This is a genomic window from Xaviernesmea oryzae, from assembly GCF_900109605.1.
In the GTDB taxonomy this organism is placed as follows: Bacteria; Pseudomonadota; Alphaproteobacteria; order Rhizobiales; family Rhizobiaceae; genus Xaviernesmea; species Xaviernesmea oryzae.
The window spans coordinates 358,897-374,681 of sequence record NZ_FOAM01000002.1; the positions used below are offsets into that span (position 1 = coordinate 358,897).

General features: G+C 63.1%; 14 protein-coding genes. 5 read left to right on the forward strand and 9 right to left on the reverse strand.

All coding sequences use genetic code 11. The features are described 5' to 3' along the window. Positions 1-11 precede the first annotated feature (11 nt). The 5 genes from trpD (at position 12) to BMX61_RS03395 (ending at position 4,479) form a co-directional block, all read left to right on the forward strand. The gene (gene trpD, locus BMX61_RS03375) at positions 12-1,034 is read left to right on the forward strand and encodes an anthranilate phosphoribosyltransferase (protein WP_075627584.1); all 1,023 of its coding nucleotides are present in this window, start codon (positions 12-14) and stop codon (positions 1,032-1,034) included. A gap of 3 nt (positions 1,035-1,037) precedes the next feature. Continuing rightward, positions 1,038-1,850: an indole-3-glycerol phosphate synthase TrpC gene (gene trpC / locus BMX61_RS03380; RefSeq protein ID WP_075627583.1), complete on the forward strand. Its 813-nt coding sequence runs from the start codon at positions 1,038-1,040 to the stop codon at positions 1,848-1,850. Positions 1,851-1,944: 94 nt separating this feature from the next. Further along, positions 1,945-2,436 carry a cyclic pyranopterin monophosphate synthase MoaC gene (moaC, locus tag BMX61_RS03385; RefSeq protein WP_075627582.1) on the forward strand — a complete coding sequence of 164 codons (492 nt, stop codon included), beginning with the start codon at positions 1,945-1,947 and terminating at the stop codon, positions 2,434-2,436. Beyond that, entirely contained in the window at positions 2,436-3,653 is a 1,218-nt protein-coding gene (locus BMX61_RS03390) for a molybdopterin molybdotransferase MoeA (RefSeq protein WP_075627581.1), read from the forward strand. Before moaC ends, BMX61_RS03390 begins: the two co-directional genes overlap by 1 nt. A 292-nt stretch (positions 3,654-3,945) precedes the next feature. Further along, complete coding sequence (locus tag BMX61_RS03395) at positions 3,946-4,479, forward strand: GNAT family N-acetyltransferase (RefSeq protein ID WP_234794581.1); 534 nt, start codon at positions 3,946-3,948, stop codon at positions 4,477-4,479. A 58-nt stretch (positions 4,480-4,537) separates the two neighbouring features. Here BMX61_RS03395 and BMX61_RS03400 read toward each other — a convergent pair whose 3' ends face one another. The 9 genes from BMX61_RS03400 to BMX61_RS03440 form a co-directional block, all read right to left on the reverse strand. Continuing rightward, a complete protein-coding gene (locus tag BMX61_RS03400; RefSeq protein WP_075627579.1) occupies positions 4,538-5,827 on the reverse strand; it encodes a hemolysin family protein in 1,290 nt (429 codons plus the stop codon). 231 nt (positions 5,828-6,058) lie between these two features. After that, entirely contained in the window at positions 6,059-6,820 is a 762-nt protein-coding gene (locus BMX61_RS03405) for a FadR/GntR family transcriptional regulator (protein WP_075627578.1), read from the reverse strand. 3 nt (positions 6,821-6,823) lie between these two features. Beyond that, positions 6,824-7,804, reverse strand: a complete 981-nt coding sequence (yjfF, locus tag BMX61_RS03410) for a galactofuranose ABC transporter, permease protein YjfF (protein ID WP_075627577.1) — start codon at positions 7,802-7,804, stop codon at positions 6,824-6,826. Then, positions 7,801-8,847, reverse strand: a complete 1,047-nt coding sequence (locus tag BMX61_RS03415) for an ABC transporter permease (RefSeq protein ID WP_092742264.1) — start codon at positions 8,845-8,847, stop codon at positions 7,801-7,803. Before BMX61_RS03415 ends, yjfF begins: the two co-directional genes overlap by 4 nt. Beyond that, entirely contained in the window at positions 8,844-10,358 is a 1,515-nt protein-coding gene (gene ytfR / locus BMX61_RS03420) for a galactofuranose ABC transporter, ATP-binding protein YtfR (RefSeq protein WP_075627575.1), read from the reverse strand. The genes BMX61_RS03415 and ytfR overlap by 4 nt, the downstream gene beginning before the upstream one ends. 286 nt (positions 10,359-10,644) lie before the next feature. After that, positions 10,645-11,607 (reverse strand): galactofuranose ABC transporter, galactofuranose-binding protein YtfQ, encoded by a 963-nt coding sequence (gene ytfQ, locus BMX61_RS03425; RefSeq protein WP_075627574.1) that lies wholly within the window; start codon positions 11,605-11,607, stop codon positions 10,645-10,647. A 204-nt stretch (positions 11,608-11,811) separates the two neighbouring features. Further along, positions 11,812-13,443: an alkaline phosphatase PhoX gene (locus BMX61_RS03430; protein ID WP_075627573.1), complete on the reverse strand. Its 1,632-nt coding sequence runs from the start codon at positions 13,441-13,443 to the stop codon at positions 11,812-11,814. 190 nt (positions 13,444-13,633) lie between these two features. Continuing rightward, positions 13,634-14,707, reverse strand: coding sequence for a BMP family ABC transporter substrate-binding protein (locus tag BMX61_RS03435; RefSeq protein ID WP_075627572.1), 1,074 nt, complete (start codon positions 14,705-14,707; stop codon positions 13,634-13,636). Positions 14,708-14,859: 152 nt separating this feature from the next. Then, a complete protein-coding gene (locus tag BMX61_RS03440; RefSeq protein ID WP_092742267.1) occupies positions 14,860-15,780 on the reverse strand; it encodes an ABC transporter permease in 921 nt (306 codons plus the stop codon). Positions 15,781-15,785 lie beyond the last annotated feature (5 nt).

The window sequence follows — 15,785 nt, forward strand, 5'->3', positions numbered from 1 at the left end:
AGGCCTTTTCCATGTCGGATCTGAAGCCCTTCATCGCCAAGGTCGCGGCCGGCGCGGCCTTGAGCCGGGCCGATGCGCGCGCCGCCTTCGAGATCATCATGTCCGGAGCGGCGACGCCCTCGCAGATCGGCGGCTTCCTGATGGCGCTGCGCGTGCGCGGCGAAACGGTGGACGAGATCGTCGGCGCCGTCGGCTCCATGCGTGCGCGCATGCTGACCGTCGAAGCGCCAGCCGATGCGGTCGACATTGTCGGCACTGGTGGCGATGGCCACGGCACCTATAATATTTCGACCCTGGCCGCGCTGATCACCGCCGGCGCAGGCGTGCCCGTCGCCAAGCACGGGAACAAGGCGCTCAGCTCGAAATCCGGAACCGCCGACGCGCTCTCCTGCCTGGGGGTCAAGCTCGACATCGGCCCTGCCTTGATTGCCCGCTGCATTCGCGAAGCTGGCGTCGGCTTCATGTTCGCCCAGCAGCACCACCCCGCCATGCGCCATGTCGGCCCCAGTCGGGTGGAACTCGGCACGCGCACGATCTTCAACCTGCTAGGCCCGCTGGCCAATCCAGCCGGCGCACGGCGCCAGCTGCTTGGCGTTTTCGCGCCGCAATGGGTCATGCCGCTGGCCGAAGTGCTGCGCGATCTGGGTGCGGAGCGCATCTGGGTCGTGCATGGCAATGGTCTGGATGAAATTACCACCACGGGCGAAACGCAAGTCGTGGCGCTGGAAGACGGCAAGCTCCGGTCCTTCACCCTGACCCCCGCCGACTTCGGCCTTCCGGTGGTCGAACTCGAGGCGCTGAAGGGCGGCGATGGCGCGCACAATGCGGCTGCCCTGAGCGCCGTGATCGATGGCGCTGAAAACCCTTATCGCGATGTGGCGCTCGCCAATGCGGCCGCCGCCCTCGTCATCGCCGGACAGGCGGAAACGCTCAGCGATGGCATGCGTCTTGCGCGTCAATCGCTCGCCGACGGCGGCACGCGCCGGGCGCTCGACCGGCTCGTGGCCACATCAAACATGCCCGAGGAGGCTTGACCCATGAGCGATATTCTCGCCCGTATCGAAGCCTATAAGCGCGAAGAAATCGCTGCGGCCGAAGCTGCGCGTCCCCTTGCCGAGATTAAGGCGATGGCCGCCGATCAGCCCCCGCCACGTGGCTTCCATACCGCTCTGAAGGCGAAGACGGCTGAAGGAACATTCGCCCTGATCGCCGAGATCAAGAAGGCCAGCCCATCGAAGGGTCTGATTCGCCCGGATTTCGATCCGCCGGCCCTGGCTCGGGCTTATGAAGCCGGTGGCGCTGCCTGCCTATCCGTCCTGACGGACCGGCCGAGCTTCCAAGGCGCGCCGGAATTTCTGACTGCCGCGCGCGCAGCCTGCAGCTTGCCGGCACTGCGCAAGGATTTCATGTTCGAGCCCTATCAGGTTTACGAGGCGCGTGCCTGGGGCGCGGACTGCATCCTCCTGATCATGGCCTCGCTCGATGACGATACGGCCCGCAGGCTTGAAGATATCGCTTTGTCGCTCGGCATGGACGTCTTGATCGAGGTGCATGACGCTGAGGAAATGGAGCGGGCGCTGCGGCTTGCCTCCCCGCTGGTGGGCATCAACAACCGCAATCTGAAGACCTTTGAGGTCGATATTGCGCTGAGCACCAAGCTTGCGCCGATGGTGCCAGAAGATCGGCTTCTGGTCGGTGAAAGCGGCATTTTCACCCATGCGGACTGCCGGACGTTGAAGGAGGCCGGTATTTCCACATTCCTCGTCGGCGAAAGCCTGATGCGGCAGGACGATGTAACGGCCGCCACACGCAAGCTTCTGTCTGGCGAGGCTGCCGTCGCGGCGGCCTAACCTGTCTAGGTGCGGCTTGGTCGAACGCCGATGGTGGGCCGCGCGCATGGCACCATGATCGCATGGCCGGTCGGCGCCTGAAAGGATACTATCCATGGCTGAAGGCAGTCTCACCCATCTCGACGCAGCAGGCGCGGCCCATATGGTCGATGTCGGAGACAAGGCCGAGACGGTGCGCATCGCCAGAGCCGAAGGCCATGTGCGCATGATGCCAGAGACCCTGGCCGCCATTCGGGCCGGCAACGCGAAGAAGGGCGATGTGATCGCCACCGCGCGGCTTGCCGGCATCATGGCCGCCAAGCAGACAGCAAGCCTCATCCCCCTCTGCCACCCGCTGATGCTCTCCAAGGTTTCGGTCGATATCACGCCGGATGAGACCCTGCCGGGCCTGCGGGTGGAGACGCTTGCCCGCGTCGAAGGCCGAACGGGCGTGGAGATGGAGGCGCTGACGGCTGCGAGTATCGCGTGCCTGACGATCTATGACATGGCCAAGGCGCTGGATCGGGAGATGGAGATCGGCGGCATCCGTCTGATGGAGAAAAGCGGCGGGGCGTCAGGTGATTATCACAGGGCGGATCGAGGCTGATGGCGCTGCTTCCCGTCAATGAGGCGCTGGCGCGCCTGCTTGATCCCGCCCAGCCGATCGCTCGACATATCGATCTGCCGCTGTCCGAAGCGCAGGGGCTGGTGCTGGCCGAGGATATCTCGGCCAAGGTCACCTTTCCGGCCTTCGACAATTCCGCCATGGACGGTTATGCACTGCGCCACGAGGACATCGCTGAGGGCGAGACGGAACTGACCGTGATCGGCCAATCCGCCGCCGGCCACGGCTTTTCCGGCCGCGTCGGCCCGTTTCAGGCCGTCCGCATCTTCACCGGTGCGCCCCTGCCGGATGGCGCCGACACCGTCTTGATGCAGGAAGATGCCGAGGTGCTGGACGGACATCGCATCCGCACCCGCTTTACGCCAATTAAAGGCCGGCATATTCGGCCACGCGGACAGGATTTTGCCGAGGGCGAAACCCTGCTGTTTGCGGGCGAGCGCCTCGATGCCGGCCGGTTAACACTCGCGGCCGGCATGAATTGCCCGACACTTCCGGTCTTCGCGCGCCCGCGCGTCGCGATCATATCCACCGGGGACGAACTCGTGCCGCCCGGTGCGATCCCCGGGGCGGATCAAATCGTCGCCTCCAACGGCTTCGGTGTGGCAGCGCTCGTACGGGAGAATGGCGGTGAGGTCATTGATCTCGGCCTCGTTCCGGACCTCGCAGAGGCTATTGCAGAGGCCGTGGGACGAGCGCGCCGGGCCGGCGCCGATGTGCTGGTCACCCTTGGCGGTGCATCGGTCGGGGATCATGATCTCGTGCAATCCTCACTGGTCTCGCTCGGCATGGAGCTCGACTTCTGGAAGATCGCCATGCGCCCGGGCAAGCCGCTGATGGTCGGCCGTCTCGATGCCATGCATGTGCTCGGCCTGCCGGGCAATCCCGTCTCCAGCCTCGTCTGTGCGCTTTTGTTTCTGGAGCCGCTGGTTGCCCGCCTTGCCCGCAGAGACCCGCCTTCGCGCGCGGGAGAGGCGGTGCTCGCCGAGGCTCTACCGGCCAATGACACGCGCCAGGACTATATTCGCGCCCGGCTGGTTCGCCAGGATGACGGCCGGCTGATGGCCTACGCCTTTCCACGCCAGGACAGTTCGATGATGCGGGTCTTCGCCGCGTCCGATGCCCTGATCGTCCGTCCGGTCGCCGCGCCGGCACTGGAAGCCGGCAGCCCCTGCCCGATTCTGCTTCTGCGGCCGGTCTGAGCGGCAAAGGTTTTACCGAAGGCTCGTTCTGCATAAAAACAGGGCCTGGAACCGCCATTTTTCTTGATGAGATCAGGCCCGCGCAAGCTTCGTGTCACATGCTCGTGACATTAAGCCTTTATCCATGGCTTTCGTGACATACTTCGCATGAACAAGCTGACTACGGATGAACTAGCAGCTGCCGTTCAGGCGAAGATTGAAGAAAAGGTCGGGCATGTCCCGGCCTTTTTGCTTTTGTGCAGGTTCACGGCCGTCGCGCCCGTCTTCGCTTTTCTGCGGGTCGGAGCGCTGGATGCTCAGCATGATGGGAGTGGCGAAAATGTTCGATCATCCGGTTCTGACCACGACGCGTTTGACGTTGCGCGTGCCTGACATCGGCGATTTTCCACGGATGGCGCGCTTCCTCGCATCACCGCGTGCCGCGGGCGTTGGCGGTCCGTATGATGAGCCTGGTGCCTGGCACATGTTCTGTCATGGCGTGGCCTGCTGGACGTTGTTCGGCTATGGCGCTCTGACGATCGTCCACACCGAGACGGGCGACGTGTTGGGGCAGATTTTCCTCAACAACGGGCCCCTCTTCGCAGAGACGGAAATGGGCTGGATGCTTTACGATGGGCATCAAGGACAGGGTTATGCCACGGAGGCCGCTTTCGCCGTGCGGCGCTGGGCCTTCGACCAACTGAATCTGCAAACGCTCGTCAGCTACGTCTCGGCCGAGAATGCCGCTTCGGCCGCCGTCGCACGCCGGCTAGGTGCCGTTCTCGATCCAAAGGCGGCGCGCGATAAGCCGAGCGATCTGGTCTTTCGCCATCCGCGCGGCCGATGAACTGTTCAATCCCAAGCATTGCTCCGAATCTGACTACCGGAACGTTGCCATCGAGGCATCAGGCCGCGGGCGCGATCCGCGACACAAGGATCTTGTCGATCCGCCGGCTGTCCATGTCGATGACCTCGAAGCGATAGCCGAAGGCCTCGGTCACATCGCCTTCTTCCGGGGTCTTGCGCAGCTCCTGCACGAGGAAGCCGGCGATGGTCTCATAACGCCCATCCGCTTCGATCTCTTCGATGCCGATGGTCAGGATCACCTCATCGATCGGCGTGCGTCCATCCACCAGATAGGAGCCATCCTCGCGTTCCCGGATCAGCGCATGTTCCAGATCGTCGTAATTGGACGGCAAGACGCCGACGATCGCTTCCAGAATATCGGCCAGCGTCAGAATGCCTTCGATGCTGCCATATTCGTCGACGATGATCGCCATGTTGATCCGCGAGGACTTGAAGGCTTCCAGCGCCTTCAGGCAGGAGGCGGTCTCCGGCAATGTGTGCAGCTCGCGTACGAAATTGCGTACGGAAAAACTGCTCGGCGTCACGGGGCTGTTCAGCACTTCCTTGACCAGCACCGCGCCCAGCACCTCGCCCGTGGCCGGATCCATCACCGGATAGCGCGAATGGGCGCTGCTCTCGATCTTGGCGCGCACCTCGTCCAGGCTGTCATCGGAGTCGATGAAATTCACCTCGGTGCGATGCGTCATGATGGTCTTCACATTGCGGTCGCCGAGCCGGATGATCCGGCGCAGCATCTCATGCTCCGACTTTTCAATGGCGCCGCTTTCGACGCCTTCAGCCATGATCGCCTGCACCTCCTCCTCGGTCACGGCATCCTTGTCTTCCTTGGCGCCGACAAGCCGAAGCACCAGGCCGGCCGATGCCTCGAACAAATAGACGACGGGCGCGACGATCCGCGACAGGATCGACATCGGACGGGCGACGAACATCGCCACCGCCTCGGAATTTTTCAACGCCAGCTGCTTCGGGATGAGTTCGCCGATGACGACGGACAGATAGGTGATCAGGGACACGACGATCGCCACCGCAACGGGGCTGCCATAGGGCGCGATCCAGGAAATATCGTTCAGCACCGGCGCCAGCTGATCGGCGATGGTGGCCCCGCCGTAGGCGCCTGCCAGAATGCCGACAAGCGTGATGCCGACCTGCACCGTCGAGAGAAAACGGCCGGGATCTTCGGCCAGTGCCAGTGCCACCTCGGCACGGGCATTGCCCTGGCGCGCCATCTGCCGCAGAAGCGGCTTACTGGCGGAAACGATCGCCATTTCGGACATGGCGAAAAAGGCATTGACCAGGAGAAGAAGAAAAATAACAACGAGCTCGGACATATATCCTCGGAAAAAACCGCTCGCCTAACCCGAGTGATCAGGATGGCGGGCCGGCGCAATGTCGCATCACATAGGCCGGCGGGGCAAGTCCAGCAAGCGCGAAAGCTGCGCATGCCGGCCACCATTTCTGGATAAGCCTCTGCGGCCGATCGTCTTTTTTGGCGGCATGGAATAGCTGGGGATGATCTGCGTACAGGTGTGATCACCGCGCGAAAGCGAAATTCCCGCCGCTCAGGAGGTGGAAAGCGCTTCTGGCGTTGTGGCAAGCGCCTTGTGAACGCGGTCATGACCGACACGGATGACGTCTTCCATGGCAGCGCGGGCGCCCGCCTCGTCACGCCGGCTGATCTCTTCGACGATGCGGATATGCGAACGCGCAACCTCGTCTATACGTTCGCGGCCCGAGGCCGGTGAGCTCAGCTTGAAGACGCTGGCAAGCGCCGTTTCGATCAAGCTGCCGACCGTGCGCATGAACGGATTGCCGGAAGCGTCCGCCACGGCCAGATGGAATTTCAGGTCGGCATTGGCCAGCGAAGAGGCGGTATGGTCGGGATCGCCCATCGCCACCGCCAGCCGCATCATATTGCTGATTTCCGCTTCGCTGGCATTGAGCGCGGCAAGGGCTGCGGCATGGGGCTCGAAGGCGAGACGCACCTCTCGCAGATGCCGCAGGAAGGCCTCGTCGATCCCGGCGTGGAAATGCCAGGTCAGCACATCGCCGTCGAACAGGTTCCAGGCGGTGCGCGGCGTGACCCGGGTGCCGATGCGCGCCCGCGCCACCACCAGGCCCTTGGCAGCCAGGGTCTTCATCGCCTCGCGCAGCACGGTGCGCGAGACCTTGAAGCGAAAGGCCAGCTCGGCATCGCCCGGCAGAGTCGCACCGACGGGGTATTCCCCCGAGACGATCGCCTGGCCGAGCGCGAGAACGACCTGCCCATGGCTGGTGCGCGTGCCCTCGCCGCTGATAACCGTCTCCAGCAGCCCCTTGCTCAAGATTTATGCCCCCTTCACGCTCAGTGCCCGTCCACCCCTGGACAGCGACAGGATGCCCTTCTGCAGAAGGATGAAGGCAAACAGCAAACCACCGATCAGGATCTTGGTCCACCAGCTCGACAGCGTGCCGTCGAAGGTGATGTAGGTTTGGATCAGCCCCTGGATCAGCACGCCGATCAGCGTGCCACCAACGAAGCCGGCCCCGCCGGTCAAGAGCGTTCCGCCGATGACGACGGCGGCGATGGCATCCAGCTCAACGCCGACTGTCGCCAACGAGTAGCCGGCCGAGGTGTAGAGCGAATAGGCGATGCCGGATAGGCCAGCGACGAAGCCGGAGAGCGCGTAGATGCCGATGGTGGTGCGGCCGACCGGCACGCCCATCAGCGCTGCCGTATGGGCACCGCCGCCCAGCGCATAGACATTGGTGCCGAAGCGCGTGCGCTGAGCAATGAGGATGCCAAGAGCGAAGACGACCAGCATGGCTCCGCCGATCAGCGTCAGCCGCCCGCCGCCGGGCATCACCCAGTAGAGGCTCTTCAAGGTCGCATAGAACGGATGGCGGATCGGGATCGAGTCGATCGACAGGACAAAGGCCATACCCCGCGCCAGGAACATGCCCGCCAGCGTGACGATGAAGGGCGGCATTTCCAGGAAATGGATGATGGCCCCCATCACCGCGCCGAAGGCTGTCGCAATGGCCAGCGCCAGCACGAAGGCAAAGAGCGGGTGGATGCTGGTCCGCTCCAGAACGACCGCCAGGAACACGCCGGTAAAGGCGATGACCGAGCCGATCGAGAGGTCGATGCCTCCGGACAGGATGACGAAGGTCATGCCGACGGCGGCGATGCCGAGAAAGGCGTTGTCGGTCAGAAGATTGCCGATCACCCGCGTCGACAGCATCGATGGATACTGGAAGGCGCAGAGGGCGAAGGCGACGACGAAGATCACCAGCGTTGCATAGAGCGGAAGGGTCTTGGCATTCATGGCGCGGTCCGTTCGATCGTTTTGTCCTTCTGCATGCCGACGGCTGGCGCAGCCGGCCCGGCGGGCTTGGCGAACGCGGCCAGATGCGACATGCGCGGCGACTGGATCAGAAGGATCAGCACGATGATCGCCGCCTTGATGATCAGATTGAATTCCGGCGGAAAACCCGAAAGCAGGATGCCGGTGTTGACCGACTGGATGATCATGGCGCCGATCAGCGAGGCGATGATGCTGAAGCGACCGCCCAGCAGCGAGTTGCCGCCGACCACGACGGCCAGGATCGCATCCAGCTCAAGCCAGAGACCGGCATTGTTGGCGTCGGCCCCGCGAATATCGGCGGTGACGACCAGGCCGGCGAGCGCGGCGCACAAGCCGGAAAGCATATAGGCCGACATCAGGAAGGCCGGCGCCTGGATGCCGGAGAGCATGGCCGCCCGCCGGTTGACGCCAGTCGCCTCGATCATCAGGCCAAGCGCGGTGCGCCGAACGATCAACGCCACGGCTATGCCGAAGACCAGCCAGAGCACGACAGGCATGGGCAGGCCGAAGACGCTGCCGCTGCCGATGAAGATCAGGCCCGGATCGTTGAAGGTGAGGATCGCACCCTCGGTGATCAGCTGGGCGATACCGCGTCCGGCCACCATCAGCACCAGCGTGGCGACGATGGGCTGAATATTCAGGAAGGCGACGAGAACGCCGTTCCACAAGCCGCAGAGAAGACCGATTCCCAGGCTCATGGCCAGGGTGACGACGAGCGGATCACCGCGCACGCTGGAGGATGCGGCAACGGCGCCGCAGATGGCCATGACGGCGCCGACCGAGAGATCGATGCCGCGCGTGGCGATCACCAGCGTCATGCCCACCGCCAACAGCGCCACCGGCGCACCGCGGTTCATGACGTCGATCAGGCTGCCATAGAGGCGGCCATTCTGCATCTCGACGGTGAAGAACCCGGGAAAACTCAGCCAGATCAGCAGGAGGATGGCGACCAGCGCCACGATCTGCGGCAGAAGCCGCCAGCCCAAAGCCTTCGCGCCACTCATGATGCGCGTCTCCTGTCCTGTCCGGCAATCGCCTCGACAATGTTTTCGGTGGTCACGTCGCCGCCGACCAGTTCGGCCACATGCTCGCGGTCGCGCAAGACGATGACGCGATGGCTATAGGCGACCAGCTCGTCCAGCTCGGACGAAATCACCAGAAGCGACATGCCTTGCGCGCAGAGGCTCTCGATCAGCCGGATAATTTCGGCATGGGCGCCAACGTCGATGCCGCGCGTGGGCTCGTCCAGAATCAGAAATTCCGGATTGGTGGCGAGCCAGCGCGCGAGGATCGCCTTCTGCTGATTGCCGCCCGACAAGAGGCGGATCGGCTTCTCGCGGTCGGTGGTGCGGATATCCAGCGCTTTGATGTAACGATCTGCCAGCGCGTCCTGCTCCTTGCGCGAAAGCGGGCGCATCCAGCCGCGTCGGGCCTGGAGGGCCAAGGCGATATTTTCGCGCACGGAGAGATCGCCGATAATGCCGTCGACCTTGCGATCTTCGGGACAGAAGCCGAAGCCTCTGGCAATCGCCGCACGCGGCGATGCCAGCGAGAGACGCTCGCCTTCCCGCTCGCATGTGCCGCTGTCGGCGGTCTCGACCCCGAAAAGCAGCTCCGCCGTTTCCGTGCGGCCCGAGCCGAGCAACCCGGCCATACCGACCACCTCACCCTGGCGGATTTCAAGATCGAAGGGCTTGATCTTGCCGGTCTTGCCAAGTCCATGAAACGCATAGCGCACCGGCCCGGCATTCTCGACATGCGTATCGGCTGCCTTTTCGGTGGCATGCAGCTCGTGACCGAGCATCATGGTGACGAGATCCTTGCGCGGCAGCTGCGCAGTCTCGCGCGTGCCGACAAGACGGCCGTTGCGCAGCACGGTGATGCGGTCGGAGATCGCATAGACCTGCTCGAAGAAATGGGTGATGAAGACAATGCCCAGGCCCTTCGCCTGAAGGTCGCGCACAATGCGGAAGAGCATGCGCACTTCCTGCGCATCCAGGCTTGCCGTCGGCTCATCGAGAATGAGAACCTTGCCGGAGAGATCGACCGCGCGGGCAATGGCGATCACCTGCTGGACGGCGACCGAATAGCTCGCCAGTGGTGCGCTGACGTCGATGTCCATGTCGTAGCCCGCCAGCAGCGCCCGGGCGCGCCGGTTCATCTCGCCGGGCGCCACGAGGCCGAAGCGGCGTGGCTGACGACCGAGAAACAGGTTTTCCGCGACTGAGAGATTGGGCAGGAGATTGACCTCCTGATAGACCGTGCCGATGCCGAGCTTTTGCGCGTCCAGCGGATCGCGCGGGTCGATCGGCACGCCATCGAGCTCGACGCGGCCACCGTCGCGGCGGTAGGCGCCCGTCAGGCATTTGATCAGGGTCGATTTGCCGGCGCCATTTTCGCCGAGCAGCGCATGGACTTCACCGCGACGCAGCTCGAAATCGACGCCATCCAGCGCGCGGGCGCCCGGAAAGGTCTTGACGATGCCGGTGGCGGTGAGAACGGCGGACGAAGCCATCCAACTGTCCCTTCTGTGAATGATGTGTATTGCCTGGAGGCAAAGCCATGTTCAGGCAGGCACGGAGGCGCCAAGCGGCCCGGAAAGACAGCGCGTGACCCCGGGGAAGCCGGCGCGACGGCAAGATCCCGCGCCCAAAACGCGCAGGAGATGCAGCGATATCTCCATTTCGCGCGCAGCTCGTCGCCAGATCGCATCCGGTCGAAGACATCGCGCAGGCCGGGCGATCGGTCCGAAAGACCGGCGTCGGGAGAGAGTTCCCGCCGCCGGCCGCAAGCTCAAAGGCTTAGTAGCCCAGGCCCTTCTTCTGCTCATAGACGGCCTTCGGGTCGTCCTTCTGGGTGTAGAGCTTGGATTCGGTCTGGATCCACTTCGGCGGCTCCTTGCCATCCTTCTTATAGGCGGCGAGTGCGTCGAAGGCCGGGCCGGCCATGTTCGGGGTCAGCTCGACCGTGGCGTTAGCTTCGCCGGCAGCCATGGCCTGGAAGATATCCGGAACAGCGTCGATCGATACGACGAGAATGTCCTTGCCCGGCTTCAGACCGGCTTCCTTGATCGCCTGGATGGCGCCGACGGCCATGTCGTCATTATGCGCGTAGAGTGCGCAAATGTTCTTGCCGCCGCCTTCGGCCTTCAGGAAGCTTTCCATGACTTCCTTGCCCTTGGTGCGGGTGAAGTCGCCGGTCTGGCTGCGGACGATCTTCAGGTTGTCGTGGCCCTTCAGCGCCTGCTCGAAGCCCTTCTTGCGGTCGATGGCCGGCGACGAGCCGGTCGTACCCTGAAGCTCGACCACATTGCAGGGCTTGCCGGCAACGGTGTCCACCAGCCACTTGCCGGCGACATTGCCTTCGTGAACCAGGTCAGAGGTCACTGCCGTCAGGTAGAGGTCCTTCGGCGCATCGACCGTACGGTCGAGCAGAACGACCGGGATCTTGGCATCCTTGGCCTCGGTCAGCACTTCATCCCAACCGGTGGCGACGACGGGTGCGATCAGGATCGCGTCCACGCCCTGGGCGATGAACGAACGAACGGCCTTGATCTGGTTTTCCTGCTTCTGCTGAGCATCGGCGAACTTCAGATCGATACCGCGCTTTTCGGCCTGCTGCTTCGTCAGCGTGGTCTCGGCGGCGCGCCAACCAGACTCGGAGCCGATCTGTGAAAAGCCGACCGTCATATCCGCCGCATGGGCGGAGCCGAACAGGCAGGCGGCCAGAACCGTGGCACTGGCAAGTGCAGTCTTCAACGTCATGATAAAGTCTCCCTAAACGCTGCTCCTCAACAGCTGGGCACAAAAAATCATACAGTAATACTATTGTAAAGATGGAATCTCGGGTTTTCAGAGGAATTGCCAAACGAGACGCGTAGGCGGACCGCGTGCCGTCCGAAATCATAACGCCGCCTGCCTGAAAGGGACAAGCGGCGCTTTTTTTCAGGCAGTTAAGTGCGTTTCAGCTTACTTCTTGGCGACGATCTCGTAGGTGATGTTGTCGCCATGCTGCTGCGTGTAGAACACGCGCCAGCCATTGGCGAAGGGTGTGGGAACCTTCATGCCCAACAGGCCCTCGATCGTCGCATTGCCGTCGGACACGTGGATACCGGTCAGTTCGTTGTCACCGTCGTTCTTGAAGCCGGTTTCCTCGCCCTTTTCGCTCAGCGCGCTGTCGATCGTCGCGGACGGATCGCGGCCTTCGGCGATGAAGCGGACAGGCTCGGCGCCCTTGGCATAATCCGCCTTCAGGTCGATCAGATAGCCGCTGTCGAGCGCCTTGCGCTGGCTATGCGCGGTGTCGCCGTCATCCTCGACGACGGCGATGGTATCACCATCCCAGAAGGCCAGGTTGTCGACGCCCGAATGGGCGACATCGCCGAGATATGCCAGCGAAAGCTCGGCATCATCAGCGGACGGGTTGGCCTGCTTGATCTTCAAAACCGCGCCGAACCCACCATATTCGCGACCAGCAGCCGTCTTGACATTGGTGTCGCCGGTCTCGGTAAAGTAGAATTCGGTGAAATCCTTCCCCGGGCGGAACAGGCCGTTCTCCGGACGCTTCAGCGGCGAAGCGCCGGCTGCGCGGGCGCGTTCATAGGCGATGAAGGGCTCGGTGCCGTCCTTGTCGGTGTCATGCACCGTGACCCACTTGGCTTTTAGCGCCGTACCATAGGTGTGAAGCGCTTTGATGCCGGCCGACTTGATGTCGCCGTCGACATCGTCGGCATGGAAGGTGACCGGGGTGCCATCGGGCGCGGAATATTGCAGCGCCTGGAGCTTGCCGCCCTTGGACAAATCGGTCTTGTCCTTCGGCGTGAAGCGGTAGACGAAGGAGTTCGGCTGCTTGGCCTTTTCCAGCGTTTTTGAGGTCTTGCCGCCGGCATCTTCCACCAGCCAGATGTTACCATCCTTGTCGATCTGCACGCCTTCATAGGACGCATGGCCAAAAACACCATGCAGCGTCGTGACCTTTGAGGGATAATCGAGCGTCGCGATCCAGACGCCGCCCTGCTTGCCTTCCTCGGCGGTCAGCAGAAGCTTCTTGGCAAAGGGGTCCCAGGTCGAGCCGTCATAGGTCTCCAACGGCTGGCCTTCGATATCGTGGGTCGCCATCAGCGTCACACGATGCGCTTCGTCGGCATCGAGATTGATTCGGGTAAAGTAGCCCTGCGGCTTGCCGTCGATCTTGACGGCCGACTCATGGCCCTGGAACAGGAAATGCGTGCCGTAATCATAGGCCGGGTCCGCGCCCTTCTGCCCTTCCAGCACGAGATAGGTGTTCTTGTCCGGCTCGGTCTTGACCGCCTCGACGTCATGCGTCTTGGACTGCTGGTCGCCAGCCGCCGGCACCAGCGGACCATCGCCCTGATAGCCATAGGAGTGGAAGATGCCGGTGGCGCCGTCGAGCTTCATCGCGCCCTTGGCGACGGCGATCTGGGAAAGTTCAGGCGAAAGAACGGTTTCGGCCGGCTGGCCATCGACCTTTTCGACTGGCTTGGCGACATGCGTCGGATGCGCGGCGTCGCCCGCCATGGCGGGACAGAGAGAGGCGAACAGGCCGGCGGCAAGCGCGGTCGAATAAAGAAGTTTGGTCATGATATCCTCATGAGAATGGTCGCTGAACAAGCCTGCGCTAGCAAGCGGCGATGACAGTCTCGTGAACACCATGTGATCGATACGATGCGCGTCGAGGGAATGACGGGAAGCCGGAATGCAAAACCCGGCGGCTCCTCTGGAACCGCCGGGCTGAATTTTCCACATGCGTTACGGCACAGGGGCCAGATGCTTACTTCGGCAGCTTGTCGTCCACGCCTTCGACGTAGAAGTTCATGCCGAGCAGCGTGCCGTCGTCAGCCTTCTCGCCTGCCTTCAGCCATGCAGAGCCATCCTGCTTGTTGATCGGGCCGGTGAAGGGATGCAGCTCACCTGACTTGATCTTGGCTTCGGTGTCTTCGGCCATCTTCTTCACGTCATCAGGCATGTTGGTGTAGGGCGCCATGGTCAGGATGCCGTCCTTCAGCCCGTCCCAAGACGATTCGCCGCCCTTCCAGGTGCCATCCATGACGGCCTTGATGCGCTTGACGTAATAGGGGCCCCATGTGTCCATGATCGCGGTCAGCTGCGCCTTCGGGCCGGCCTTGATCTGGTCGAAGGCCTGGCCGAAGGCATGGATGCCGCGTTCCTCGGCAATCTGCATCGGCGCGGCCGAATCGGTGTGCTGGGTCAGGATGTCGACACCCTGGTCGATCAGCGCCTTGGCCGCATCGGCTTCCTTGCCGGCATCGTGCCAGGTGTTGACCCAGACGACCTTCATCTTGAAGTTCGGGTTGACCGACTTGGCGCCCTGCTCGAAGGCGTTGATGCCCATGACCACTTCCGGGATCGGCACGGACGCGATGTAGCCGGCAACGCCGGTCTTCGACATTTTCGCGGCGATCTGGCCGATGATGTAGCGGCCTTCGTAGAAGCGCGAATTGTAGGTGGTGACGTTCGGCGCGGTCTTGAAGCCGGTGGCATGCTCGAACTTCACCTTGGGGAACTTCTTGGCCACCTGCAGGGTCGGGTCCATGTAGCCGAACGAGGTGGTGAAGACGATCGAGCAGCCGGAGCGGGCGAGGCGTTCGATGGCGCGGGCCGCATCGGGGCCTTCCGGCACGTTCTCGACATATTGCGTCTCGACCTTGTCGCCCAGTTCCTTCTCGACATATTGCCGACCGACATCATGCGCCTGCGTCCAGCCGCCGTCGGTCTTCGGGCCGATATAGACGAAGCAGGCCTTGGTCTTGTCGGCGGCCTGGGCCGAAACGGCGGCCGTGGAGGCGGCGAGCGCGACGGCAAGGCTGATGATCATCTTTTTCATTGTTGTTTTCCTCTCGAGGTTGGATCCGTAGAGTCTTTTTAAGGCATCGAACCGAAAACCGAAATCGGTCCGATGCCCTAGGATTTTGTTTTTGCGTCGGATTTAGCCGAAAAGCGGTTCCCAATTTTCGGTCCGATGCTTTAGGTCCGGTATCAGCGCTCCGGCACAAAGGGCCGGCCGAGCGAGGCGGGCGTGTTGACCATCATCAGCCGCTTGTTGCGCGACATCATGACGAGAACGACGACGGTGGCAAGATAGGGAAGTGCGGACAAGAGCTGCGACGGAATGCCGAAGCCCAGCGCCTGCGCATGGAGCTGGCCAATGGTCACGCCGCCGAAGAGATAGGCGCCAGCCGCCACCCGTGCGGGACGCCAGGAGGCGAAAACGACGAGCGCCAGCGCGATCCAGCCGCGGCCGGCCGTCATGTTTTCCACCCATTGCGGCGTGTAGACGAGCGAGAGATGCGCACCCGCGAGCCCCGCACAGGCGCCGCCAAACAGCACGGCGAGATAACGATAGCGGATCACGGCAATGCCGAGCGCATGGGCGGAGGCCGGATTGTCGCCGATCGACCGCAAGGTCAGGCCGGCACGGGTGCGGAACAGGAACCAGGCAGTGACCAGCGCCAAGATCACCGAGAGGTAGAAGATCGGGTCCTGGCCGAAGACCAGCCGGCCAACAAGCGGCAGTTCCGACAGGCCGGGAATGAAAAGGCTCGGCAGCTTCTCACCCGCTTCGCCGACGAAGGGCTCACCAATCATGCCGGACAAGCCAAGGCCGAGCAAGGTGAGCGACAGGCCGGTGGCGACCTGGTTCGTCGCAATCGACAAAGTGAGGACCGCGAAGAGCTGCGAGAAGACCGCGCCTGCAGCCACGCCGGCCAAAAGCCCGATCCAGGGCGAGCCAGCCAGGCTGGCGCCGGCAAAGCCGCAGACCGCGCCCATGACCATCATGCCCTCCACGCCGAGATTGAGGACGCCGGAGCGCTCCACCACCAGCTCGCCGATGGCGGCGATCAGAAGCGGGGTCGCGGCCGTGGCGATCGTCAGCAGGATGCTTTCGAAAATCCCCATGATTC